At 49.8% G+C, this 25304-nt stretch carries 16 protein-coding genes; 8 read left to right on the plus strand and 8 right to left on the minus strand.

The features are described 5' to 3' along the window. On the minus strand, positions 1-776 hold a 776-nt coding region (locus L215_RS0108310; RefSeq protein ID WP_027451631.1), incomplete at its 3' end, for a VapE domain-containing protein. 442 nt (positions 777-1218) lie between these two features. Here L215_RS0108310 and L215_RS0108320 point away from each other — a divergent pair. Both L215_RS0108320 and L215_RS0108325 read left to right on the plus strand, forming a co-directional pair. Then, positions 1219-1497, plus strand: a complete 279-nt coding sequence (locus L215_RS0108320) for a helix-turn-helix domain-containing protein (RefSeq protein ID WP_025883633.1) — start codon at positions 1219-1221, stop codon at positions 1495-1497. A gap of 5 nt (positions 1498-1502) precedes the next feature. Beyond that, a complete protein-coding gene (locus L215_RS0108325; RefSeq protein ID WP_025883632.1) occupies positions 1503-1802 on the plus strand; it encodes a helix-turn-helix domain-containing protein in 300 nt (99 codons plus the stop codon). Between the two features lie 509 nt (positions 1803-2311). On the opposite strand, the gene L215_RS0108330 is transcribed toward L215_RS0108325, so the two are convergent. The 6 genes from L215_RS0108330 to L215_RS0108355 all read right to left on the minus strand — a co-directional run bounded on the left by L215_RS0108330 (position 2312) and on the right by L215_RS0108355 (position 11054). Then, positions 2312-3358, minus strand: coding sequence for a hypothetical protein (locus tag L215_RS0108330; RefSeq protein WP_025883630.1), 1047 nt, complete (start codon positions 3356-3358; stop codon positions 2312-2314). Between the two features lie 21 nt (positions 3359-3379). Next, entirely contained in the window at positions 3380-6529 is a 3150-nt protein-coding gene (locus tag L215_RS0108335; protein WP_025883629.1) for a C1 family peptidase, read from the minus strand. Between the two features lie 219 nt (positions 6530-6748). After that, a complete protein-coding gene (locus tag L215_RS0108340; RefSeq protein WP_025883628.1) occupies positions 6749-7885 on the minus strand; it encodes a beta-ketoacyl-ACP synthase III in 1137 nt (378 codons plus the stop codon). Further along, complete coding sequence (locus L215_RS0108345) at positions 7882-8496, minus strand: TetR/AcrR family transcriptional regulator (RefSeq protein ID WP_025883626.1); 615 nt, start codon at positions 8494-8496, stop codon at positions 7882-7884. The genes L215_RS0108340 and L215_RS0108345 overlap by 4 nt, the downstream gene beginning before the upstream one ends. A gap of 144 nt (positions 8497-8640) precedes the next feature. Next, positions 8641-9819 carry a site-specific integrase gene (locus tag L215_RS0108350; RefSeq protein ID WP_027451633.1) on the minus strand — a complete coding sequence of 393 codons (1179 nt, stop codon included), beginning with the start codon at positions 9817-9819 and terminating at the stop codon, positions 8641-8643. Positions 9820-9824: 5 nt separating this feature from the next. After that, positions 9825-11054: a site-specific integrase gene (locus tag L215_RS0108355; RefSeq protein ID WP_027451634.1), complete on the minus strand. Its 1230-nt coding sequence runs from the start codon at positions 11052-11054 to the stop codon at positions 9825-9827. 627 nt (positions 11055-11681) lie between these two features. On the opposite strand from L215_RS0108355, the gene L215_RS0108360 reads away from it, so the two are divergent. Genes L215_RS0108360 through fsa form a run of 4 tightly spaced genes read left to right on the plus strand, consistent with a single transcriptional unit; the run spans position 11682 to position 16339 of the window. Further along, positions 11682-13244 carry a DUF4301 family protein gene (locus tag L215_RS0108360; protein WP_027451635.1) on the plus strand — a complete coding sequence of 521 codons (1563 nt, stop codon included), beginning with the start codon at positions 11682-11684 and terminating at the stop codon, positions 13242-13244. A gap of 39 nt (positions 13245-13283) precedes the next feature. Continuing rightward, complete coding sequence (locus L215_RS0108365) at positions 13284-15074, plus strand: aminopeptidase P family protein (RefSeq protein ID WP_025883623.1); 1791 nt, start codon at positions 13284-13286, stop codon at positions 15072-15074. A gap of 5 nt (positions 15075-15079) precedes the next feature. Next, positions 15080-15643 (plus strand): gamma carbonic anhydrase family protein, encoded by a 564-nt coding sequence (locus tag L215_RS0108370; RefSeq protein WP_025883622.1) that lies wholly within the window; start codon positions 15080-15082, stop codon positions 15641-15643. A gap of 30 nt (positions 15644-15673) precedes the next feature. Next, complete coding sequence (gene fsa, locus L215_RS0108375) at positions 15674-16339, plus strand: fructose-6-phosphate aldolase (RefSeq protein ID WP_025883621.1); 666 nt, start codon at positions 15674-15676, stop codon at positions 16337-16339. Between the two features lie 229 nt (positions 16340-16568). Here the strand turns inward: fsa and L215_RS0108380 are convergent, their stop codons facing one another. Beyond that, a complete protein-coding gene (locus L215_RS0108380) occupies positions 16569-19454 on the minus strand; it encodes a T9SS type A sorting domain-containing protein (protein ID WP_051541058.1) in 2886 nt (961 codons plus the stop codon). Positions 19455-19657: 203 nt separating this feature from the next. Here L215_RS0108380 and L215_RS0108385 point away from each other — a divergent pair, with 203 nt between their 5' ends. Then, positions 19658-21103, plus strand: a complete 1446-nt coding sequence (locus L215_RS0108385; protein ID WP_025883618.1) for a trigger factor — start codon at positions 19658-19660, stop codon at positions 21101-21103. A 341-nt stretch (positions 21104-21444) separates the two neighbouring features. Further along, a complete protein-coding gene (gene dnaE, locus L215_RS0108390; protein ID WP_044111939.1) occupies positions 21445-25263 on the plus strand; it encodes a DNA polymerase III subunit alpha in 3819 nt (1272 codons plus the stop codon). Positions 25264-25304: the final 41 nt, after the last annotated feature.

Genomic DNA, 25304 nt, shown 5'->3' on the forward strand with positions numbered 1-25304 from the left:
AGGAAACGCCTGCTCCCTGTAGGGTCTGTGAGGAAGTCGTTGCCATTGACCGATGCCACGAAGCTTGCCAAGTGGGGGCGCTCCTCAATGTGCTTCTCGTAAGGCATACGGTACTTCACCTGCGGACAGGTAATAAGGTTCTTCAGTTCGTTCTCATCTCGCTTGTTGAGGGCTTTGAGCTGGTCGTCAATGTTGATGATGAGGTTTTGCCCGATAAGGCTCAGCACATCTTTCTCCTGCGGATATATCTTGCCTGTATAGCGATAGTCGGATAGAGCTGGAGGGCAGAGCAGGTCTAGAAAGGTCGTTTTGAACTTGCCTTGCTCTCCTGTCAGAACAAGGCAGGTGTGATTGCGACACAGCTTGTCGTCCATAGCATTGGCTACTACAGCCACGAGCCACTTGATAAGGTATTCCTTCCACTTCTCAGAATTGTTTACACGCACGCAGTCGGAAAGAGCTGTGATAGCATCCGCATAACCATTCGTCAGCGGTAAGGATCGGAAATAGTCTTGCACGGGATTGATACGTGGGGAGAAATCGCTTTCAATAATGCTGTACAGATTATCTGTTGAGGTCTGTATGTTGGCCTCCTTGTCCAAGGCTCGCTTGAGGGTGTTGATACGATAGCGGTCTACGGAGGTGTAATCGCCCTCGCCTCGTAGACGATACTCGGCTCGGTGCAACACAGTGTTGTACCGAAACTGGTACTGAGCGGAAAGATACGCTTCTATTTGGTCGTTTTTGGAGAGACTATCCTTTTCTTCTATTTTCATTGTGCGGATTGCTTTGTATTACATTGTTTTGATGATTAGCTCCTTTTCGAGAGCTAAAGCCAAGTTAGAAGAGTTTTTTCGCCAGAAGCACAAGGACGGTTTTCTTGCTTCTGAGTGCATCGCTTTTCTCAGACACGACACAACGAAAAGCCCCTTTTCGCAATCCAAATGGAGGAAAAGAGGCTCTATGAGTGTGCAAACAGCACTAACGAAAAGTGTGTCGTTTGCTATGGATCGCGTTGTTTTACTTCGATGGATTGAAGAGATTACTTGAACTAGTGACGCAATGGAATAAAGTATGGACAATTAGAGAGTGTGCAAGAGCCACTCTTCCTAATATTTCCTCGTATATCCCGCTGTCTCTGCGCTTGGAGGAATAATGGAAGAGCCTGCTTACTTTTGCGTCAGAAAGTAATAACAACGCAAATAACACAACAACAAAATGAGATTTACAGCCATTGACACTTCCGCTTGGGAGGAACTGAAAGAGTGCATCGAGGAGCTGACAAAGAGTTTCAATGAACATTTTGCACCTCCAGCTCAATTCCCTGACTTACTACACAATGGGGATGTATGCCGAATACTGAACATCAGCAAGCGAACATTGCAGCACTATCGGGACTCGTCCGTGCTGCCCTTTATCCAAATCGGACATAAATGCTATTACAAGCGTGAGGATGTGGAAGCTCTCCTCGCTAACTCTAACACTCGTAAAGGTTAACGACTATGGAGTACGAAACGATCAATAAAGAAACACCAGAGATGAAGCAACTCATCTCGGGCATTAAAGGATTGACGAATCGAGTGAGAAGTATCGCTCAAACTCATCGTCCTCTTTTTGAAGGTGAAATCTACCTCACAGGACGGGAGGTTTGCGAGAGACTGTTCCTTTCCCCTCGAACCCTGCAAGACTATCGGGATAAAAATATTATCCCCTACACCCAAATCGCAGGGAAAATCCTCTATCGCCTCTCAGACATAAACAAAATACTGAGTGAGAACTATAGGAAGCGTGTTAACTTGTAATCGCTACGATTCTTTTATATTTAATCGAGTAGGTCGGGAAACGAAAGTTTTCTGACCTACTTTCGGTATGACGTATCCGTCATACAAAGCAAAAGTGGGTGTATCAGGAAAAGCTCCTTAATGTCGTGAGGTGAAAAGGAGATGTTGAATATTTACTTCCAGAAGATAACCGAATTAAGTTACGTAGGGGCGGATACAGATCTGCCCCCACACGAGTCTTAGTGGACTTCAAAACTGTGATATAGGAAGCTGGTTTCTGTCATAATAGTACCGAAATGGTAATGGTTAACTTTTTCAAAGGTACTAAAGATAGAGCCAGCTTCTTTCTTAGCCCAAAGTTAAGTCATCACACAGAATCTCGGATGAACCACATTTATTTTACTCCCGATACTCGCACGTCATGCGGATTTTTCTGTACCCTATATGGAGGTAGTTTTACCTATTCAGAGAAAAGAGGAGAGAAGCTCTCAGCCCCCCTCCTCATTTACACAATATATGACTGCTAGTCCTTATAGGATGTAAGGAATAGTCTCGTCATCAACCACAACAAAGATCTTCTCGCCCTCATAGCCGAACTTAGCCAAAGCGTAACTCTCGTAGAAGGATGTAGTACCCACAAGAGTTGTGCCATCAGATCGATAAACGGTCAGGTCGTGATGCTTGTCATCATTTACACGAATGGTCAGTCCTAATTGGTCTCGCTCTATCTGCACGTCAAGCGATTCTCTAGTCAAAGGCGCTGTAGTTCCTCTCGTTTGCTTGATGTCGCATAGTCCTGATGGGTGAAACGTATATACATCCCCAGTTGGAGAGGTGTAGCATAGAGGGGTGTAGTCACGGTAGGTAAAGCCTGGCACCACTCCTAGTTCCTCTTTGTTAAACAAAAAACCAAAGGAGTATCCGATACCCTCAATCCATTGGTAAACTTCTAGAGAGGAACGTGGCTTATCACTCTTTACAAGCACTCTCTCAAGAGTGTATACTATGCGGTTAGCTCCCAGCATATCTCTTGTACTAATATCGATCACTCGTAGGAGAAAGGGTTGCTTCCATCCCAAAGCTCCCTGTTCATAGTCCAAGGAGAGTCGTTCATCATTATCATATCCCGAGTAGACCCTCACAGTGTCACCGACCTTATAATTATAGTCAAAGAGGACTACTTCCGCAGGCTGCCCATCAACCTTATTAGGATCTCGGAAATTGCAACGTAGATAGATCTTCCCTTTGTCTAGATCTTCTCGAACATATAGATTCTCACGAAATTGGGATTTCCCTATATCAAAGTAGCTTTTCCCATCAACCTCTTTGATTTTGTCTAGTTCGAACGTTTCTGTCGAAGAATTAAAAGTTGCATGCCTCTCCAAGGCGGTCGATGTATCATTGGGCAAATCAACAATGTGCAGATCCCTTCTCAACAAATGCCACTTGGCTCCCGCCTGTATGGTCGGGATGGTTGGCTCTGTTTTGGAGACTGGCTGTGTCTCTTGAGCCGATACGCCCCCAAAGCTAGTAAGGAGGAAGACTAGTGTAGCTGTGATTATATTGAAGAGTTTCATAGTTGTACTGTCTTGATTTGTTTATAGCCTATGAATCTTTTGTGTAGCGATGAGAGCTGTTCCATCGTAGTAGTGGAGGAGGTATTCCCCGCTAGGTAGTCCAGTAAGGTCTGCCGTCAGTATTTTCTCTCCTTGTGTAGATATGGTGTAATATGTCTTGCCACTTTCTGCTGAGGTGATTTTAATTACACCGTCTTGACGAGCGTCTGTAAGCTCTATAGAGAGTATTCCATCGGTGGGGTTAGGATAAAGCTTCATCGGCGATGCCTCAATAGTAGTTTTTTGTGGTAGTGATACTATCTTGCGATCTAAGAAGCCGTCTTTGGTAGCTTCTACCGATAGAGTTATATCTTTTAGGCTAGATCTTGAGGATAGCTCTAGTTCTTTGCCCGTTGCAATTTCTTTGCCGTCAGATGTTGACCAAATGTATTTAGCGGGTTCACCAATGTCATGTGCTATGAGTTTAGAATCTCCATCAACAATGGTCGCCTCCGCACTGAACATAGGTCTAATATCCTTACGAAGTATGTAAGTGTTTCCTCCGATACAGTCGCCAGTCTTAGCATCTAAAGCTTGCACTCTTACTGTAAACTCCTTTTGGTCTGTTTGCTTTTGTACCAAGAAGTTAGCTTTAAGCTGAAGATTCAATTGTTCCTTAGGTGCTAGGCGTATGCCGTCTATATGTGCGACCGAGTCTACTCGAATAAACTCTGTCGGTAACGAAGGAAGTCCCTTTTTAGTCCGATATGATTGATCGTAGCGGTATGATAGCTCGAGTTGATCCTTTACCGTTTGATACTTTTGAATTCCATCATCATAGTTTATATGAAGGTTGATATCCTTAATCTTATCTCCGTGGTTGATGACAATAATGTCGTTAAGATCTATTCCTCCCAATCCGTTGTCGGATACATTAATAATGTGGACATTCTTTTGTGCAACATTGTTGTTGGCTTGGACATACTTGCGAAATTCTCTGTGATCTACCAGATAGTAGGGATCTTGGATCTCAGTAATCTCTGCAAGCAAACAAGCGTGCATCTCTTTAGAAGTTTGGTCAAGGATTAGTTCAGCTGGCAGAGTCCAAGGAATCTCTATAATGGTAGACCCTCCTGCAGGGATAGAGGGAATAGCGATTGATTCGATCTCACCACCTGAGACGACCTTCTTTCCATTGGAAATGGTTGTCTTCTCTTTCCCGTGGAAGGAATCCCACCACTGCGTTGGACTAGAATATGACCAATAAAGTCTCACCATAGCTCGAGAGATAGAGGGTTGAACTCCTTTGTTATGTATGCGTAGATATACATAGCAACGATTACCCTTGCTAAAGTTCGGGTTTTGATGCTCTTCTACCTTATCATTATTTTGGCGTACCCAAATGTCAGGACTCTCCCATTGTGGGGCATCAATGAAGTATGGTTCGACACCTTTGTCTTGTTTGACATCTCGAATGTATAGGTCTGTCATACGAAGTGTATCGCAAATGCCGTATTCATTCATCGGTCCTAGTAGTGGGTTTGAATCATTTCCATCTTGTTCTTTGGGAATGAATATATCATAGAAAGGTCTACCTACTAATCCCCAACGATAGTAGCCATCACCATCCTCGTCATAAGCTTCAATTGCAGTGTGCTTATAAAAATGACCAGGACGATGACTTTCAGTAAGCTTCCCTGATAGATAGTAAAGATCATTGATTGAAGGGACACAAATACGAGGGTCACTTGCATTCCGATGCTTCACTCTTACAAAGTAACTATAGCCACCATTTCCAAAGTTGTCTCCAAAGCTATTTTTAAAGCTCCAGTAAACTTTGCCACAGAGGGGATGGTCTGCAGGAATAGGATCCGTATCTGTAGGCCAATAGTTAAGTAATAGTCCAGGCTTTATTACTCCATAGCCGGACAGTAGCATTTCGTGTCCTGGTATACTTGCAATAAGCGGACCTTGATTAATCAGTGTATGCATCACCTCTTTGGCATCAAATCGAGCGAGTTGTAAAACATCCTCTACTTGATAAGTTACATCAGGATTCTCGGGCTTATTTTCACAAGGTTGATACTTTTTGTCAAAGGGGAACTCGTCTTCTGTAACAATGGGCTGTTTTAGATACTCTGCAACTAGAGGCATAGCTATTGACCAAATGGGTCCACACTTATCTTTTCTCTTTTGAAGTTCTGTAGGGTCTGTACAACCCTCTTCCAAGGCTCCCGAACAAGCTATGATTTGCAATACTGAAACCTGTCTATCTACGTTTTCTCCGTAATAACGTTTGATATAGCTTTCCATAGCCGATGCAGCTGCTTGCGCCCAACAAGACTCTGTTCCTTGTTGCCTGCGACAAGGGGTGTTCCAATTGATTCCGTGACGATCACTCCAGTCGAAGTAATCTACGTATGGATAAGTTGTTGTATCTAAAAACTCCATTTCATCAAAAGGGGTGGCCATCGGAGTATAAATGCCACCGCCATAATGCTCCAAGCCATATGCATCAACTTCGTTCAAAAACGATAAGTTTTGACGGTTTTCTGCATAGGAGCGTAGAGACAGAGATGTCTGCTTGGCTACCCAAAGGATATTATGCTCCTTGTTATAAGCGTTGATACGATCAATTTGAGATTGGATGGCATCCTGTTTCAGAGTATAAAATCTACGAAGTTGATATATCTTGCTGATGTTGTTATTGTGGGAGGTAGCCGTATGTACCTTATCTAGGTTTACGACACACCCACTAGTTCTGAGCATAAGTTTCTTAGGATGTACTCCAAAAGCAAAGAGAGCCGTTTCAAAAGCCTTGTTTGAAAGCGAGATTGGTTTATTCAATTGGTTGAAGATAGCAATATCCCGGTATACAAGATATTGTTTGCCTGCTTGATCCTCAAAGAGGATGCTAAAGTAACCCTCCTTACTAGTAAAGGTTACTGAGAGATCTACTGCTAGAGCGTAGATTGGATGCGTTTGTTCCTCACTAGAGAAGGAGAACTCAGCTCCTTCTATTTCCTTTGGACTAGTCGAACCAGATCGAAGATCTCTCGTAGGAGATGCCTTGAGTGTGACAGTCTCTGCGCATAGGACTAGAGGATTGATACTCTCTTGCGCATTGATATGGTAGCCATATATGCCACTGAGTAGCGTTATGACAAGCGATAGGATTAAGGGTTGTTTCATAATACTATGTATTTATGCGGTTGCTTCCTACTCTGATAGGTTTTCGGATCCCCCTCCTGTTAGCCAGTTGGTCTGAGAATCGTTTTTGTCATCAAGGACGATCCGACTCCTTGCGGTCTGTGTTGAGAACAACGTATGACCTAGTTTGAAGAACACGTTCTTCCATTTTCGAGCTATGGCTGCACTCTATATATCATCGTGCACTATGATATTTCGTTGTTATTGAGCGGTTAGTAGCACTGTTCCATAGGAGAACCTGCCACTTTCAGGGACAAGAAGGAGTATCTTTTGCCCATGCTTTATCCCTTTCGTTCGCATCAGCTCTTCCAACGCCACGTAAATGGCAGCAGAGCCAACGTTCCCGACAGATGGGAGGTTGACAAACCACTTCTCTTTCGTCAATGCAATACCACGAGCTATGAGTTCATCATTCACTTGGTCGTAAAAGAGCATTGAGGAAAGATGTGGTAACACGTAATCAACCTCTTCTGGATTCAAGTTGTGTTTAGCGAGAACAGTTTCGATATGATCCACCCAATACTTGATGGCATGCTTTTTTAGCTGACGAATATCCTGCTTCCCTACAAGAACACCACGATCCTTGATTTCCTCTGGAGAGAATTCTTTCCAACTTTTTAGCCGTCCATTTGGTTCCAGCTCGGACGCCATAAACATACAGGTCGGCAACTCATTGGCATAAGATGTCATTTCCACCCACTCCACTTTAAGAGGACAATCTCCTTCTGGATGGTCTTGTAACAATACAGCCCCAGCACCATCTGAAAGCATAAACCTCATAAAGTCTTTCTCGAATGCCATATAAGGGTCTTTGTCTGGATTGTCATGTGTCGCCTCATACTCGGGATCGTAAAACTTGGAGACCAAAGCAGGTGAGGTCAGTTCGGAAGCTACACAAACAGCATTGTCGTGCAACCTTGCGAGGATATTGCTATAGCAAATCTTCAGAGCTTGTAATGAGGTCAGACATACACCAGCAGAAGAGAATATCTCCATCGGGAAGTTATCCAACTCACCATGTACCATAGAGGCGTGCGATGGGAGCAACTGATCTGGAGTACTTGTGCCACAAGCTAAGAGAGTGATGTCACTCGGGACAGCATTTTCTTCAAACAGTCCCAATACCGCTTCTTTTGCAAGTTGAGCATTAGAATGAGTGATCTTATGCTCTTTGTCTAATCCGTAATAGCGAGTCTTTATACCATTTTGTTTGAGGACAATAGACCGAACCCTCGACGGTTTTCCACCAATGAGACCGATATAATCCTCTATCTCCTCGTTGGATACAGGCTTATTAGGCAAAAAGACCGCAACCTTATTGATGTATACATTCCTCATAAGCGTATAGAATTATATAGCAGTAAGTATTTCTTTTTCAACTCGTCAATATCCAACTCATTCCCTGTTATGGAGTGGATAAACGAATCTCCATAATATAAAGATCGAAACATAGATACGACCAGAAGCGGGTCAATGCTTTGATTCAGCTCCCTAGCAGAGAGACCTTTCTCGTAATATGTTAGCCACAATTGTGTTATTTCTTGATCCAAAGCTTTGCATCTATCATTAAAACCTTCGTAATGAAATTTGGCAGAGGATAGTAGGTTGATATACTCCGTGGAGTTCGCATCTATAAGGGTGTTCCTTACAGAATTCATCCGCTCTTTCGTGAGATTTAATTCGTTCATAATGAAGCTAAGGAATGGCTTCTCATTTGATGCAAGCTCCTCTCTCTTTAAGGAGTTAGATAGAAGTTCAAAGACGAACTTGTCAATGACCGCTCTGTATAATCCTTCTTTGTTCTTTACCTTATAGTATATAGCTCCTCTAGACAATCCGATTATTTCTTCCAAATCCGCCGTAGTGACATCCGCATACTCCTTCACCAAAAAGAGTTTGAATGCCCCTACGAGTATTTGATTCCTACGTTCTTCACTCTTACTTATCATAGCTTAGTACTACCGTAATAATGTTCTTTCTGAGTGCCAAGTTAGACATAAAAAATCAAACCACCAAATTTTGGGCGAATTTTCTTTTTCCGCACTTTCCACCCCCACCCTAATATTCGTGTAAAAGGACTCTTCATGTAGGCTCTAGTTCGTTTTTCTCTTGATCAACTTATCCATATCCCTTGCAATCTTTTGGTCGGTGACTTGGGCGTAGATTTGCGTGCTGGCAATAGACGAATGCCCCATCATCTTAGCGATGCTCTCAATAGGCACACCAGCCTCTAGCGTTAGCGTCCCAAACGTGTGTCTTGCACTGTGCCAAGTCAACGGAGTACGGATGCCACATGCCAACCCTACGGCTTTGAGACGACTGAGTAGCTTCCAGTCGCTCATTGTATCGGGAAATATCTTGTAATCCCCCTTGCTCTTCTCTTTCGTGTAAAGAGCGAGTATCTGCTCCGCTATCGGATGCAAGGGTATCAAGCTTTCCACCTCCGTTTTCTGTCTTGCCTTGCGGATATACCGCTTCCCCTCGCTGTTCGTCTCGATTTGCGAAGCTCGTAGCCCTTGTAAATCAACAAATGCCAAGCCTGTAAAGACGGAGAAAAGGAACATTCTTCGGCTTAGCTCTGCCCCTTCATCCTGCAACGGGAATGCCAAGAGCTTTGACACATCGCCCTTACTCAGAAAACGAGGTTTGCGCTCCACGACTTCATACTTCACCTCTTCAAACGGATTGAAGCGTATTGTCCCCTGACTGACGGCTCGGTACATCAATCGACTCAACCAACAGAGATGGCTATTTATCGTTGCAGGCGCATAGCCCTCCCTCTTCAGATAGAAGCGATAATCCTCAAAGAACTCAATCGTAAGAGCCGACAAGGGAACATCCCGCTCACTGCGACTGCACATAAAAGAGTTAAGCAGCCTATCGGCGTACCGATTGTTTCTATACGTCCCCGCACTACTGCATTCTCGCTGGGCTTTGAGTTCTTCCGCACTAAGAGCGAGCAGGGTCGTTGGAGTTTTCCCGACCCCCTGCAAGTAGTTCTTCAGCAACTCGGCACTTACTGCTCCATACTTGTAAAGCAAGGTGTTGTAGCCTTGTTCGACATTCTCCCGAAAGGTTTGCAAGCGTTGGTTGGTCTTCTTCTCCTTTGCCGCCCTTCGCTTCACGCTCCAATCGTGGGGGATAGTGCTTTCGCCTGTGGTTATAACTACGCTCTCTCCGTCTATGGTAATACGGCAAAGGATTGCCGTTGTGCCGTCTGCTTTGGTCTTGCTCTTATTGATGTAGAATAGTATTCTGAATGTACTACGCATAGCTCTTACAAGGTTAAGGTTAAGTCTTCAGTGAAAGAGAGGAATTGCTCAAACTCATCGAAAAGTTTCTTCGGAGTCACATGAGCATATCGCTCGGTCGTTTGGATATTGCTATGCCCCAACATGCGGCTCACCGTTTCGATCGGCACTCCTCGCTCCAACGTAATCAAGGTCGCAAAGGTGTGGCGACCAACGTGTGCCGAAAGGGGAATAGAGATACCAGCTCGAAGTTGTAGAGCTTTGAGTTGGGCGAGGTAAACCGGATAAGCAATGGGAACAAAGAGCGTAGTTCGTTCTTTCGATTGATGTCGCTCCATCAGACGGACCGCTTCAGATAAGAGCTTTACACGACAAAGCGTATTGGTCTTCTGTCTGCGGAACTTAAGCCATAATGCCCCCTCATCATCAGTAAAGAGATGCTCCCGACTAAGAGTGACCATATCGCAGTAGGCAACACCCGTATAACAGGCGAAGAGAAAGAGGTCTCGAGCAGTTTCCAACTCCACCTCATACGGCTCAAAGGTCAGGCTCTGCAACTTATCCAACGATGCCCTATCCAATGCACGAGGTTGTTTGTTCTCCCCTCGTTCGATCGTTACGTGAGCAAACAGTTGTCGCGTTATCAAACCTTCACGATACGCCAAACGGCAGACCTTCTTCACCGCTAATGCCATCTTACGATAATGACCTTGCGAATGCCCCAGCTCTCCGACAGAGTAGCGTTGTAGGCAATCCAAGAAGTCTTCTTCAATCTGACTGAAAGCAATATCTGAAGTGTGGAACTTCTCCTCGATAAAGGCTCGCAGATGCTTTCGAATAGTAAAGTAACTATTCAGAGCTGTTGCCTTTATCTCGACACCCACCTTTTGCTTCATCTCTTCGAGCATTCGATCGTACCGCTCCAAAAAAGTGATTTGACTTTGCATACTACCTTGCAGCAACTCCTTGATGTCAGTCGCTGTAAAGACAACCCCTCGCTCACAAAGGGTTTGATAAGCCGACTGCGCCGAGAGAAGCAAGCGTTCCAACTTGCCATTCGTTGCCACAGCTTCACGGCTCTTGCCGTTCAGCCTGCTCTCACGAGCATTCCACAGCTTGGGGGCGCACGACAGCTTGCAACTGAACTGAGCGATCGTTCGCCCATAGGTTATCCGCCCCATAATCGGAGCTAGTCCCGACCTATCCAATCCGCTCTTTTTGAGGTAGAGCAACACCTTCATTTTGTCTGTTTGCATACGCTTCTGTTTTTATGGGCAAAGTTACCCGTTACCGAAGCGTTCTCAGCTATGCAAAGCGTTGTATATCAGAGCAACAGCAACGAAATCGCAGAGAGTTCACTTACCGAATACTCTTCCGTCAGTTACCTGCTCCTACCTCTTCGTTACCATTCGGAGAATGGGCTAACGATTTGGTAACGGAACTTCTGCTCAAATCCACGCTTTCTGCACTTTACCTCGCAGTGCAAACCACAGAGATATCGTGCAAATCCCTCTCATTTCCATCTACTTATCCGCAATCCTCTCCCTAATGCCCTTCCCCCTAATAGTTCCTCCGCTGGAACTAAAGAGTTCCTCCCTTGGAACTAAAAAGTTCCAAGAGAGGAACTGTTTTTGGAACTCGTATGTATAACGCGTTCAGCACGATACAAGCAGCACAGACGTCACCCCCGCAGGGACGCACAGGAGACGGCTACTCGTAAGGACGCACGGATAGTATTCAGCGGGAGCGCATCCGTTGTTTCTTGGCTGTTGGCTAGAACTACTAGAGTCACTAGTGACTCTAGCCCTCTAACCTCTAACTACTAACCTCTAACTACTTTTTCGTATCTTTGAGGTGCCTATTATTCTGACACCTCACATCGTATGGACGACTCTACCACATTTACCTCCGAAGACCTCAGCTACCTCGCTGAGCGGGGCATCTCTGCTGACGAAGCGGAGCGACAGCTCAAGCTACTTATCGATGGGACACCTTATCTAGTCATCGTCGACTCGGCAAAGCTCGAGCGGGGCATCATGCGCCTAGCGACTGACGAGATGCCCTACTACCTAGACTTATGGCACGACTACCTGCAGAAGCCTGGAGCCGATGTCATCAAGTTTGTCCCCGCCTCGGGAGCCGCGAGTCGCATGTTTAAGTCGCTCTATGGACTACCCAAGGAGCAGCAGATCTCGCACGATGAGTTGACACCCGACCAACAGACGTTTGTGGATCATCTGGAGTCGTTTGCCTTCTACGAGAAGCTGAGCGAGACCTGCCTGCGCAACAATTGGCGCACCATGAGCAAGCTGATGGAGAGTGAGCAGTACGGCACCATCATCGACAACCTCCTCGACCCGCACGGCATGGGCTACGGGTCGTTGCCGAAGGGGATGCTCCTCTTCCACGATTACCCCAACGGCACCAAGCGCACCCCTATTGAGGAGCATATGGTCGAGGGGGCGCTCTATACACAAGACATTCACGGAGATGTGCGGTTGCACTTCACCGTATCGCCTGAGCATCTAGAGGCCTTTCGCTCTCTAGTTGATCGACGCATCCAGAGCTTCGAGGATCTGTTCGGCTGTCGCTATCATGTGACCTATAGTATTCAGGAGCGCAGCACCGACACGATTGCTCTAGACCTAGAGCGTGGCACGCCTTTCCGCCGTGCTGACGGTACGCTACTCCTTCGCCCCGGTGGGCACGGTACGCTCATTGGCAATCTCGGTCGGCTGGACGCTTCAGTCGTTTTCATCAAAAACATTGACAACGTCACGCCCGACCACCTGAAGAGCAATACAGTCCTCTACAAAAAGCTCCTCGGCGGTATCCTCCTAGCGGTACGCGACCGCATCTTCGGCTATCTACAGCAGCTCAAGCGTTCGAAGGTGAGCAAGGCGCTGATGGAGGAGGTTTTGACCTTCCTCGATGAGACGCTCTGCATACAGATCCCGCACGCCGAGCTACTGAGCGAGGAGGAGCTGATACCTAAGCTGGTAGCTAAGCTGGACCGCCCGATACGTGTCTGCGGTATGGTACGCAACGAGGGCGAGCCTGGCGGTGGTCCCTACCTAGTACGCGAAGCGGACGGCACGACCTCGCTGCAGATCCTAGAGAGCGTGCAGGTGGACAAGAATAATCCTGAGGCTCTTGAGATGATGCGCGAGGGGACCCACTTCAACCCGGTCGACCTTTGCTGCTATATACGAGACTACGAGGGGAACCCCTTTGACCTGCACAAGTATGTCAATCCGCAGACAGCTTTCATCAGTGAGAAGAGCGTCGAGGGGCGCCCGCTCAAAGCGCTAGAGCACCCCGGCCTTTGGAATGGAGCGATGCACGACTGGAATACGATCTTCGTTGAGGTGCCGAGCGATACCTTTACCCCGGTCAAGACGGTTCTAGACCTGCTCCGTCCTGAGCACCAACCGCTTGCCGACTAGACCCAGACCTATTAGAACAAAGAACAAACAATCATATATATGCCAACAAACAGTCCTATCAATCAGCGTATCGAGGCGCTCCGCCAAGCGATGCGCACGCATCATATAGATGCTTACATCATACCTAGTGGCGACGCTCATCTGAGCGAGTACACCCCCGAGCGGTGGAAGTCGCGCACTTGGATCAGTGGCTTCACCGGCTCTGCCGGCACAGCGCTTGTGACGCTGGACAAATCCTTCATGTGGACCGACTCACGCTACTATCTGCAGGCGACGAACGAGCTACAAGGTAGCGAGATGACACTACAGCGTGGCGACGATCCCGACACGCCTACCATCGAGCAGTATCTCTCTGCGCATCTGAGCGAGGGTGCTGTCGTCGGGGTGGACGGTGCTTGCTACTCCATGGCTGAGTACGCACCGCTTGCTCAGTCACTAGCGAACCACGGCATCAAGCTGGTCTCACAGTATGACCTCATCGAGGAGGTGTGGAGCGACAGACCTGGCGTGCCGACCAATACGTTCTACCTACAGGATGTCAAGTTCTCAGGCGAGCGCACTCGTGACCGTCTGCAGCGTATCCGCAAGGCTTACCAGAGCTATGGTGCCGAGGCGGTCGCTATCACGATGGTCGATGAGCTCTGCTGGAGCTTTAACATCAGAGGCAACGACGTCTCTTACAATCCTGTGGGCATCGCCTTTGGCTTTATCGACAATGAGCACGCTTATCTCTTTGCATTGCCTGAGAAGACGGTCCCCGAGTTACGTCAGATCCTCAATGGTGAGGGCGTAGAGGTTCGCGACTACGACACCTTCTACGACTTCCTGAGCAAACTGCCACAGGACCTCAAGGTAATGGTCGACCCCAAGCGCACCTCACAGCGTGTCCGTGAGGAGCTGGGCGAGCGTCCAGTCATCACAGGCGACTCAGTCATATCGCACCTCAAGTCGATCAAGAACGAGACAGAGATAGCTGGCATCCACCGTGCTATGCACCGTGATGGTATCGCTCTGACCCGCTTCTTCATTTGGCTCGAGCAAGCTCTCAAGAATGGCGAGCACGTCGACGAGTACACGGCAGGCGAGACGCTCCAGCAGTTCCGTGCGAAGCAAGAGTTTTACGTCAGCGACAGCTTTGGCGTCATCTGTGGTTACCAAGCCCATGGAGCTATCGTACACTACTCCGCCACGCCCGAGAGTGCCTACAAGCTAGAGCCCAAAGGCATGCTCCTACTGGACAGTGGGGGGCAGTACATCGATGGTACGACAGATATCACCCGCACGATCGCTCTTGGTCCCGTCACCGACCAGCAGCGGACAGACTTCACATTAGTCCTCAAGGGACACATAGCGATCGCTACGGCTCGATTCCCGAAGGGTACCCGCGGCAACCAGCTAGACATACTAGCCCGCAAGGCGCTCTGGGATAGAGGTCTTTCCTATGGTCACGGCACGGGCCACGGTGTCGGTGTCTTCCTAAATGTACACGAAGGCCCGCAAAACATTCGCACGGACAACAACCCAACGCCGATGCACCTGCACACTTTCACCAGCAATGAGCCTGGTCTCTATCGTGCAGACCAGTATGGTATCCGCATCGAGAACTTGATCCTGACGGTCGAGAAGGAGCAGACCGAGTTCGGCACCTTCTACGGCTTTGAGACTATGACGCTCTGCTTCCTAGACAATGCGCTTGTAGAGAAGTCACTCCTGACCGACAAGGAGATCGCTTGGTACAACGACTATCAGGAGCATGTCTACCAGGAGCTCTCTCCCCTACTCACCCCTGAGGAGGCTCAGTGGCTACGCAATAAGACCTTACCTCTCTAATCGGTATGGCTTACGAATATCCAGCAGGAAGCATCATCCCCGTGCGGGGCTTTACGCCTCAGCTCGGGGAAGGCATCTTCGTCGCCGAGGGAGCTCGCATCATCGGTGATGTAGTCATTGGCGAGGGCAGTAGCGTATGGTTCAACGCCGTCGTACGTGGCGATGTCAACAGCATCCACATTGGCAAGCATGTCAACATCCAGGACGGCTGTACGCTCCACACGCTCCACGGACGCTCCGTATGCGACGTGGGTGACTACGCTTCACTGGGTCACAACGTGATCCTGCACGGTGCCAAGGTGGGCGCCTATGCGCTCATCGGCATGGGTGCCGTCGTCATGGACAATGCAGTGGTCGGTGAGGGCGCTATCGTAGCAGCTGGGGCTGTCGTCCTGGCCAATACAATCATTCCGCCCTACACGATGTACGCTGGCACGCCCGCTAAGTATATCAAGGACGTGCCTCCCGAGCAGAGCCAGTCGCTCAACAAGCGCACGGCACACGACTACGGCATGTACGCTGACTGGTTTATGAATCCTGAGAAGTACTCTGAGGGTTCGCATGAATAGCATTTTATATCTCAACCTATACCTCATATTATGAAGTTTTTTATTGATACAGCCAATCTCGAAGATATCCGCACGGCCGAAGCGCTCGGTGTCCTCGATGGCGTCACGACCAACCCCTCACTCATGGCTAAGGAAGGCATCGCTGGCGATGCGGCTTGCCGTGAGCACTACCTCAAGATCTGCAATATCGTAGACGGCGACGTGAGCGCTGAGGTGCTCAGCACAACCTACGAGAAGATGCTCCCCGAGGCTCGCGAGCTAGCTGCCCTCCACAAGAACATTGTGGTCAAGGTGCCCTGCACCGAAGACGGCATCAAGACTATCTGCCAGCTCACCAAGGAGGGTATACGGACGAACTGTACGCTCATCTTCAACCTTGGTCAGGCTGTCCTAGCTGCTAAGGCGGGGGCTACCTATGTCTCTCCCTTTGTGGGTCGTCTCGACGACATCAGTTCGGACGGTGTCTCGCTCATCGCCGACATCGTAGAGACCTTCGAGACCTATGGCTTTAACACGCAAGTGCTCGCCGCTAGCATCCGTCACACCCAGCACATCATCGACTGTATGCGCGTCGGTGCTGACGTAGCCACCTGCCCGCTCAAGGCTATCCTCGGGCTGCTCAAGCACCCGCTCACCGATAGCGGTCTCGCAGCCTTCATCGCTGACCAAGAGCGCGTCGCTAAGCAAGGCAAGTAGAGCTACTCCAAGCTTCGCATAATCACACGAACAAACACACGAGCCACCCTCTCTAGCTAGAGAAGGTGGCTCGCGTGTTTAGAGGCTAGAGGTTAGAAGTTAGAGATTAGAGGGGACTCCACTAGTTTCACTAGGAGCACTAGAGGCACTAGTCTCTAGCTAAAACCAAACTCCCGAGGGATTGTGACGTCGCACAGTCCCTCGGGAGTTTGGTGTTTTGGGGTCGTCTTTACTTGACCAGCTTCTGGGTCGTTGTACCCTCGGCCGTCGTGACGACAGCTACGTAAGCGCCGGCTGGGAGGCGAGAGACGTCTAGCATACCAGCTAGCTCAGCTCCGCTAAACTCAGCAACAGCTACACCCTGCAGGTTGAAGAGCTGTACACGTAGCACCTCATCAGGATTGGAGAGCTGTAGCGTCTCAGCAAAGTGTACTGGGTAAAGCTCAGGAGCCACCTGCGTGATCTGCTCGACAGGACGCAGCTCGTTCGGATAGTCGTAGATGACCTCTATGCGATACTTGCTGTCGCTCTTACCCTGAGCATCTGTCCAGGTATAGGTATTGGCATCAGCCGTCTCATGTACCTTGACATCATCTCGGTAGATAACATACTTCTTGACCTCGGGGAAGGCTACGGGTAGCTTGCCTCTCGTAAAGGCTCTACTGGTCGTCCCGTCCTGCTTGTTTGGATTATTGGAGATCACTAGCTCAATAGCTTGGTAGCCCATGCGCTTCTCACTATAGTGTCCGTAGGGCTCGAAAATACGAGAGGGATTATCCGTGGACTCAAGGCCTAGCAGGCAACCATCCTGTCCGATGTGCTCATCTCTAGAGTCTGGATCAATATAGATTTTCGCACCACTATTATCTTTAGACCAGTAAAAGCCTACCTCTAGATTGTACTCATCGTTTATCTCAATCGGCTTAAGGAGTCTCACGGGGAACCACTCTTTCTTAGCCGCTGTACCCTGAGGTATTATCATCGTGGTCGTCTGCATCCTATTATTGTCTCCATAAACACGCTGACGAGCGAAGAAGCGTATCGCCTTGCTATAGTCAGGCGCACCAGATGCTGTGAGAGGGGTATCATAAGCTGGGATCACATTGATCTGATGGATATATAGCTTCTGCCCTGCAAAAGGAGAGCGTCCCAGGCGATAAACATCGTATAGGTAGACATTCCTAATCACATCATTGAAGCTGTATTCATTACCAGCCCTTAGGAGCCTCTTCTCGATATTATCACGATTAGAGATCTTTGATACAATCTGAGTATTGTAAGGCATAGACCATTTGATCTCCATGCCGGCAGTTGCAGCTTTGACATCCGCATAGACTTGGCTCACCAGCTCGCCCGTGTATACCGAGCGGAATGCAGCAGGAGTCGTCACTTGCTTACCGTCTATCTCATAGCAAGCCTCTACCTTATAGTTGATCCGTCCAGGCTCTGTCAGAGAGGCATCGATCGTGTCCTCATACTTCGTCTCCGTAAGCGTCTTGATCAGCTTGTCGTTTCGATAGAGATTGTAGGAGATCTTGTAGCCCTGTGGATGAGCAGGTACAGCGTCCCATGAGAGAGCCACCTTGTTGCGATCATCTGGCACGACAGAGCCACTAAGCGCCTTAACGACTCGTAGTGGCTGGTAGTTATCATTCCAGATACCGTCTACTTGCGTCTTACCGGTCTTGTTAGGATCGAGCCAACGCTTCATGTTGAAGCCATCTCCTTTACTTTCATACTTAGCAAAGTGTGAGTAGAAGCGACCATAACTTCCATCCTGGGGACAGATTCCTCCGAGGCCACCAGAGAGCGTACCGATCTGTCTACCAGCCTCATTAAAGAGAGGCGAGCCCGATGAGCCACCCTCGGTGTTTCCTTTTTGAAATTTGAAGTTCAGGTGATCCCTCTCGCCACCAGGCTTTTTTCCATTCCAGTCACCAATAGCTACTCCACCATCGAAGACAGAGACCTTGAGTGCATCACCTGCGGGGTGGTGGAGGCCAGCGCCTTTCTGCCAAGCGTTATCGGCCGCATCCCATCCTGAGTAAAAGACGCGATAGTCTGCAGGGATCGGCTTGTTGAGCTGCAAGAGTAGTCCATCCGAGTAGCCAACTATCGGCAGGAAGGCCTTCTTACTGGCACCTACCATAGAGCGTAGCATAGGTGTCGCATAGTCTCCACTAGAGCAGCGAGGCTTCTCATAGTGGAACCCAAAGATCCAAGTGTTTAGATCGGACTTAGTCGGCTCAAACTTACTCGTTAGAGATGCACAGTGTGCTGCAGAGATGATAAAGGGAGTGAAGTCACCCTCTACGTTATTGATTAGGTTACCTGAGCACATGCCCACAACACCTTTTGCAGCTGTAGAGATTAGGATAGCTACAGAGCTAGCTTTCTGGTTCTGGTAGTTGTCACCCTCAGGGCAGTTAGCATTGATCTGGCAGAATCTTCTTAAGCCAGGGTCCGAACTGTCCTCATTTCCTTGGAAGTATTTTATATTCTCCTGTCCGTAAGCAGCGCGTAGCACTGGACGGTAGAAGTATCCCACACTACGGATCTGAAGAGAAGGGAGCTCGACACCCTCTGGTGCCTCATAGTCTAGGATTAGCTCACGACCCGCTAGAGGCTCAGTCGCAAAGCTTCCATGCTCACTATGTGTCTCATTTGTATAGGCGCCTAGGACTTGATGCCCACCAGGTGTATAGATGAAGAGTCGTCCACCCACAGGGATATAAAAGTCGTCATAGTAGAGACCTATCCCTACAGGCGTGCCTTCTAGCTGGATGGTCAGGCGATAGACCTGTGTACCAGCCTCAGAGTGCACCAGCTCAGCCTCCTGAGCGAAGTCAACCTGATAGGGTACGAGCTGACCCACAGACAGGGGGCGGCCATCACGTGGAGACGACCAAGCATCCCGTTGCTCTAAGTCAGCGGGGTTAAAGTCTATAGATACCATATGCTTCTCTAGGTCCGAAGAGCGTAGAGAGGTCTCAGCATCAATAGCTAGAGGAGCTCCTCCAAATGACTGCTGGGCATTGGCCGCAAGCGGAACTAAAGCCACAACAGTCCCAACTAGGAGGAGGAGTCTAGTAAAGGCATTCAATTTTGATGTCATATATCTTATCTTGGGATTTATTAGATGATTAGTAGTTAGGATAACCCGATATCTGGCGCAAGTTACAAAAAAGTCCGCACCTGACAAAAGAGACGAGTAAACCGCAACTCGTGAGATTTGCGAAATTGTGGGCTTTGGTCAGGCTGCATAATTTTATTACCTTTGCACCTTACAAGTATACACGCATATAGCATATTAGTCCTATGAACATATCACACGAGCTTAGAGACGATAATGTCGTCCTCCTAAACATCACGCTCTCCAGTGACGATATCAAAGAGCAGGTCGCTGACCAGCTGAAGCATCTGCGCAAGACCGCCGAAATGCCCGGATTTCGCCCTGGCAAGACACCGGCATCTATCATTGAGAAGAAGTACGGTCAGGCAGTGCGCTTTAGAGTGATCAACCAGATGACCTCTGACGAGATCCGCAACTACCTCAAGGAGCAAGGTATCCATACCGTCGGAGGACTGATCATGGAGCAAGATGACAACACCTATACACCTGAGCAGACGGACTATAAGCTTCAAGTATCTGCGGGACTAATGCCAGACTTTCCCGAGACCATCGACAGCAGCGTCACGCTACCTCACTACACCGTCCAGGCTAACGATGAGGAGATCGACCAAATGATCCAAAACGCTCGCGAGAATGCAGGCGAGCGCACAGAGGTCGAGGACGTTCAGGACAAAGACGTGCTCTACGTCTCCGTACAGGAGCTAGACGACAAGGGGGAGCACGCCACAGAGGGCATCACTCTGGAGGAGAGCTACATCATGCCTCTGTACGTGACCAATGAGGAGATCCGCACAGAGATCCTCAAGGCGCACAAGGGCGATACGCTCACCATAGACCTCCACAAGGCGTATGACGGCAACGACGTCGAGATCGCTTCATTCCTACAGATCAAGCAGGAAGAGGTCCAGGAGCACAAGAACCCATTTGAGATCAAGATCAATCGTATCCTGCGCAACAACCCAAGCCCCATCGACGAGAAGCTCTTTAAGCTAATGCTCGGCCCCACGACCAAGGTGACCAACGAGGAGGAGCTCAGAGCTGAGCTCAAGAGGCTACAAGGCGAGCGCAACGATGCCATGGCCAGCGACATCTTCACCACCGTCGCCTCTAAGTATCTCGTCGAGAAGATACAGGGCCTGCACTTCCCAGACAAGCACCTAGCACTCCTACTAAACGAAAAGACGGAAGAGGAGACACAGAAGGCATACGACGAGCGCGTCAACCAGCTCCTACCATACGTACGCTACCAGTCTATGCTCTCATCGCTCAATAAGCAGCTAGGCGTTGAGGTCTCTGACGAGCTGGTTCGTAAGATCGTCAGAGAGGGTGTGATGAGACAGATACAGTCTGCAGGGCTCGGGCAGCTACTCTCGAACGATGACTTGATCGAGAGCGTCGTCAGCAGCACGATTGAGAAGAACGATCAGCAGCTCTTTGCCGCTAAGGAGCAGGCCAAGGAGCAAGCTTTTGCAGCAAAGGTCCAGGAGCTGGTTACGCTCGATGAGCAGGAGCCACTTCCTGTCAAAGAGCTCTACGAGGTACACGCTAAGCTGCAAAAAGAGATCAACACGCTACTCGGTCTGCAGGATTATGAATCTGTAGAGGAGGAAGTAGCACAGGAAGAGGCTTAGACAAGTACCTCTACCAAACATACAGAGTAGCGGGATCACCTCACGCATCGGTGAGATGATCCCGCTACTCTTTTATATTATATAAGGTGTCGGAGTTTGGACCGCTTTATAGAGGTTAGAAATTAGAGATTGGAGTAAGCGGAGTAATCAGAAGCCATCGGAACTATCGGAGCTGATCTCTAACTTCTAATTTCTAACCTCCATGACTCGTCAGCCGAGGCCACCGAGCATTTGCGCCGAATAATGTATCTTTGTGGAGAAGATCCGCGGTCGTACCGTGGAGCCCGAGGGTGGCGAGACATAGCTTGCTCTTGCCCCCTGTACAGCTTACGCTCAGTCTCATGAATCACACACCCGACACTCCTCATAGTCCCTCGGCAGGGACACGTATGTATGTGCCACTGCACGTCCACTCGCACTACTCGATACTCGATGGCATGGCGCCTGTCGAGAAGCTTGTCGACAAGGCGGTCGCCTGCGGTATGCCTGGCATTGCGCTCACAGATCATGGTGCTATGTATGGCATTAAGAACTTTACCAACTATGCGAACGATAAGATCAACGGCGATAAGCTCGCCCAGATCAAGTCGCTCGGCAAGCAGATCAAAGAGCTGGAAGCTGATGCGGCCAACGGTGAGGAGGTGGCTCGTCTTCAGGAGGAGGTCCAGACGATCAAGCGGAGCCTCTTCAAGGCGATCATCGGGTGCGAGGTCTACGTGGCGCGCCGCTCGCTGGAGCTGAAGGACAAGGATGCTAAGGATCCTGACAATCCGACCCGCAGCATTGACCGCAGTGGCTACCACCTGATCCTCCTAGCTAAGAACCTCAAGGGCTACCGCAACCTTATTAAGATGGTCTCCATAGCGTGGGAGCATGGCGAGTACTACAAACCACGTATTGACAAGAAGCTTCTAGCTGAGCATCACGAGGGGATCATCGCCTCGAGTGCTTGCCTCGGCGGGGAGATAGCGCAGCATATCCTGCACGGTCGTCTGGAGGAGGCGCGCGAGACGGCTCGATGGTATCAGGAGACCTTCGGTGAGGACTACTATCTAGAGATCATGCTCCACCCGAACAGCGACCCTATGGGTGGTCAAGAGACCTATCAGAAGCAACAGCTAGTGGCTCAGGAGGTACTCAAGATAGGTCAGGAGCTGGGCATTAAGGTGATCGCTACGAATGATACCCACTTCCTCAACGAGGAGGATGCCGAGGCGCACGACCACCTGATCTGTATGACGACCAATTCGCCGATCTCCGACCCGAACCGCATGCGCTACACCAAGCAAGAGTGGCTCAAGTCGCCCGAGGAGATGACGGCACTCTTTGCCGACTACCCCGATGTGCTGGAGAACACGCTAGAGGTGTGCAACAAGGTGGAGTACTACAGCATCGACCACGCTCCGCTGATGCCTCACTTTGAGCTACCCGAGGGCTTTGCCAGTGAAGATGACTATCTGCGTCACCTCACTTACGAGGGTGCCAAGAAGCGCTACGGCGACCCCGTTCCACCAGAGGTGCAAGAGCGCATCGATATGGAGCTGGGGGTGATACAGAACATGGGCTTCCCGGGTTACTTCCTCGTCGTGCAGGACTTCATCGCAGCGGCCCGACAGCTGGGTGTGCGCGTAGGCCCTGGACGTGGCTCGGCCGCAGGCTCAGCAGTCGCTTACTGCCTATCGATCACACAGATCGAGCCGATTAAGCATGGCTTGCTCTTCGAGCGATTCCTCAATCCCGACCGTATATCGATGCCAGATATCGACATTGACTTCGACGATAAGAACCGCTGGCGTGTCCTCGATTGGGTGACCAATAAGTATGGCCGTGATCACGTCTCCAACATCATCACGCTCACGACGATGGCGACCAAGGGTGCGATCAAAGGGGTGGCACGTGTCGAGGAGCTGCCGCTAGACCAAGCTAACAGGCTCTGCAAGCTGATCCCCGACAGACCCCCCGAAGGGGTTAAGCACCTGAACCTCGAGTGGATGGTGCAGAACAATCAAGAGTTTCGCGAAGCGTCTGTCAGTCAGGACGAGCAGCTCGCCAATACGATCCGCTATGCCCGCCAACTGGAGGGTACCGCCAGTACGACGGGTGTGCATGCCTGTGGCGTCATCATCAGTGGACCGCCCGTCAGCGATGTCGTGCCGCTCTCGACCGCCATCGACCCAGATACCAACGAGCGCAAGCTGGTGGCGCAGTATGAGGGCAAGGTGATCGAGCCCACAGGACTGATCAAGATGGACTTCCTCGGTCTGCAGACCCTCAGCATCATCAACGATGCGCTGGAAAACATCAAGGTGTCCTACGGCATCGACCTAGACATTGACACGATCCCCATCGACGACCCCAAGACCTTCGAGCTCTACTCACGGGGCGATACGGTCGGCACCTTCCAGTTTGAGAGTACTGGCATGCGCAAGTACCTACAGCAGCTAGAGCCAACCGAGTTTAAGGATCTAGTGGCTATGAATGCGCTCTACCGTCCCGGACCTATGGACAATATCCCGACCTTTATCGAGCGCAAGCATGGTCGTCAGGAGATCACCTACGACCTGCCCGAGATGGAGCCTTACCTCAAGGATACTTACGGCATCACCGTCTATCAGGAGCAGGTGATGATCCTCTCTCGTGTGCTAGGCGACTTCACACGAGGCGACAGCGATAGCCTGCGTAAGGCAATGGGTAAGAAGAAGGAAAAAGAGATGGCGAAGTACCGCATCAAGTTTGTCGAAAACGGTGTCGCCAAGGGTCATCCACGTGATACGCTAGAGCGTATCTACGACGGGTGGCAGAAGTTTGCCAGCTACGCTTTCAACAAGAGTCACTCCGTCTGCTACGCTTGGGTGGCCTACCAGACCGCTTACCTGAAGGCGCACTACCCCGCACAGTTTATGGCGGCGCTGCTGACCTGCAACCAAAACAAGTCGGACAAGCTCACTAAGTACCTCGAGGAGGTGCAGCACATGGGGCTGGAGGTCAAGGGGCCAGACGTCAACGAGAGCTTTACCGCCTTCTCGGCCAATAAGGAGGGGGTCATACGCTTTGGTCTCGGCGGTATCTCCCATGTGGGGCTGTCGGTCGCTGAGGCTATCATCGAGGAGCGCAAGGAGCATGGACCCTATCAAGATGTGTACGACTTCTTCCAGCGCACCGACCTGACCAACTGCTCACGACGAGCCCTCGAGGCGCTCATCTTGTCGGGAGCTTTCGACAGCTTTGGCATCGATCGGGAGGTTTACTTCGCCCCGATTGCTAAAAGTGGCGCTAGCAGCCTCTCCTATGGCAAGGACGAGACCTTCCTGACGGCGCTCATGCAGTATGGCAAGATCCTCGAGAGTGAGCGTACGCAGGTGCAGGCATCGCTCTTTGGCGATAGCGACCCCAGTGTCGAGCTTCCCAAGCCCATACCCCCCAAGGATGTGGAGCCGTGGAGCCATCTGGAGCGACTGACCAAGGAGCAGACCTATATAGGGATGTACCTGAGTGCCCACCCGCTAGACCCCTACGCCTTCGTCCTCGAGTATCTCTGCAACTGTCCCGCCTCCGATCTAGCCCAGTATGCCGAGCTAGGACTCACGCAGCTGACTTGCGCTGGTCTGGTTACGAAGGTGCGTCAAGGCATTAGCAAGAAAAACGAGCCTTACGCTATCATTCAGATCGAAGACACCTCGGGCTCTGGCGAGATACCGCTCTTTGGCAAGGATTACGTGAATTTCGGTAACTTTGCACAAGAAGGACTAGCCATCTTAGTGAAGATGAGCGTCACGCCGAGCCGATTTGATCCCAATCGCCTCTACCGCACGGTGCAGAGCATGCAGCTTCTCTCGGACATCACGGAGGATGCCTTCAGGAGCATTCAGCTGACGATCGACCTGAGTCAAGGCGAGGATACGACCCCGAGTGACTCATACGAGGAGGGTGCTGACGGGGAGGAGGAGATACTGGATCGCCCCAACACCCTCGAGGGTGCCATCGAGCTGGGCAACGCTATCAAGGATCACCCTGGTAAGACGGAGCTGGAGATTACTTTCTGCTCCTCCATGGTCCCCTACACGACGACGATGTATGCGCCTAGCATAGAGCCTGGCAAGTGGCTCCTAGAGATCGTCAAGAAGTACCAGATCCAGTGTACCGTGCAGCAGACTAAGTGATAGTCCTACTTATTATATAGAAGACATTTCATACTAACCTA

The organism is Porphyromonas uenonis DSM 23387 = JCM 13868, assembly GCF_000482365.1.
Taxonomy (GTDB): Bacteria; Bacteroidota; Bacteroidia; order Bacteroidales; family Porphyromonadaceae; genus Porphyromonas; species Porphyromonas uenonis.

Bases quoted from the DNA above. Each gene is read 5' to 3' on its own strand.
- L215_RS0108320 (WP_025883633.1), top strand. From the start codon at position 1,219: ATGAGATTTACAGCCATTGACACTTCCGCTTGGGAGGAACTGAAAGAG.
- L215_RS0108325 (WP_025883632.1), top strand. From the start codon at position 1,503: ATGGAGTACGAAACGATCAATAAAGAAACACCAGAGATGAAGCAACTC.
- L215_RS0108330 (WP_025883630.1), bottom strand. From the start codon at position 3,358: ATGAAACTCTTCAATATAATCACAGCTACACTAGTCTTCCTCCTTACT.
- L215_RS0108335 (WP_025883629.1), bottom strand. From the start codon at position 6,529: ATGAAACAACCCTTAATCCTATCGCTTGTCATAACGCTACTCAGTGGC.
- L215_RS0108340 (WP_025883628.1), bottom strand. From the start codon at position 7,885: ATGAGGAATGTATACATCAATAAGGTTGCGGTCTTTTTGCCTAATAAG.
- L215_RS0108345 (WP_025883626.1), bottom strand. From the start codon at position 8,496: ATGATAAGTAAGAGTGAAGAACGTAGGAATCAAATACTCGTAGGGGCA.
- L215_RS0108350 (WP_027451633.1), bottom strand. From the start codon at position 9,819: ATGCGTAGTACATTCAGAATACTATTCTACATCAATAAGAGCAAGACC.
- L215_RS0108355 (WP_027451634.1), bottom strand. From the start codon at position 11,054: ATGCAAACAGACAAAATGAAGGTGTTGCTCTACCTCAAAAAGAGCGGA.
- L215_RS0108360 (WP_027451635.1), top strand. From the start codon at position 11,682: ATGGACGACTCTACCACATTTACCTCCGAAGACCTCAGCTACCTCGCT.
- L215_RS0108365 (WP_025883623.1), top strand. From the start codon at position 13,284: ATGCCAACAAACAGTCCTATCAATCAGCGTATCGAGGCGCTCCGCCAA.
- L215_RS0108370 (WP_025883622.1), top strand. From the start codon at position 15,080: ATGGCTTACGAATATCCAGCAGGAAGCATCATCCCCGTGCGGGGCTTT.
- fsa (WP_025883621.1), top strand. From the start codon at position 15,674: ATGAAGTTTTTTATTGATACAGCCAATCTCGAAGATATCCGCACGGCC.
- L215_RS0108380 (WP_051541058.1), bottom strand. From the start codon at position 19,454: ATGACATCAAAATTGAATGCCTTTACTAGACTCCTCCTCCTAGTTGGG.
- L215_RS0108385 (WP_025883618.1), top strand. From the start codon at position 19,658: ATGAACATATCACACGAGCTTAGAGACGATAATGTCGTCCTCCTAAAC.
- dnaE (WP_044111939.1), top strand. From the start codon at position 21,445: ATGAATCACACACCCGACACTCCTCATAGTCCCTCGGCAGGGACACGT.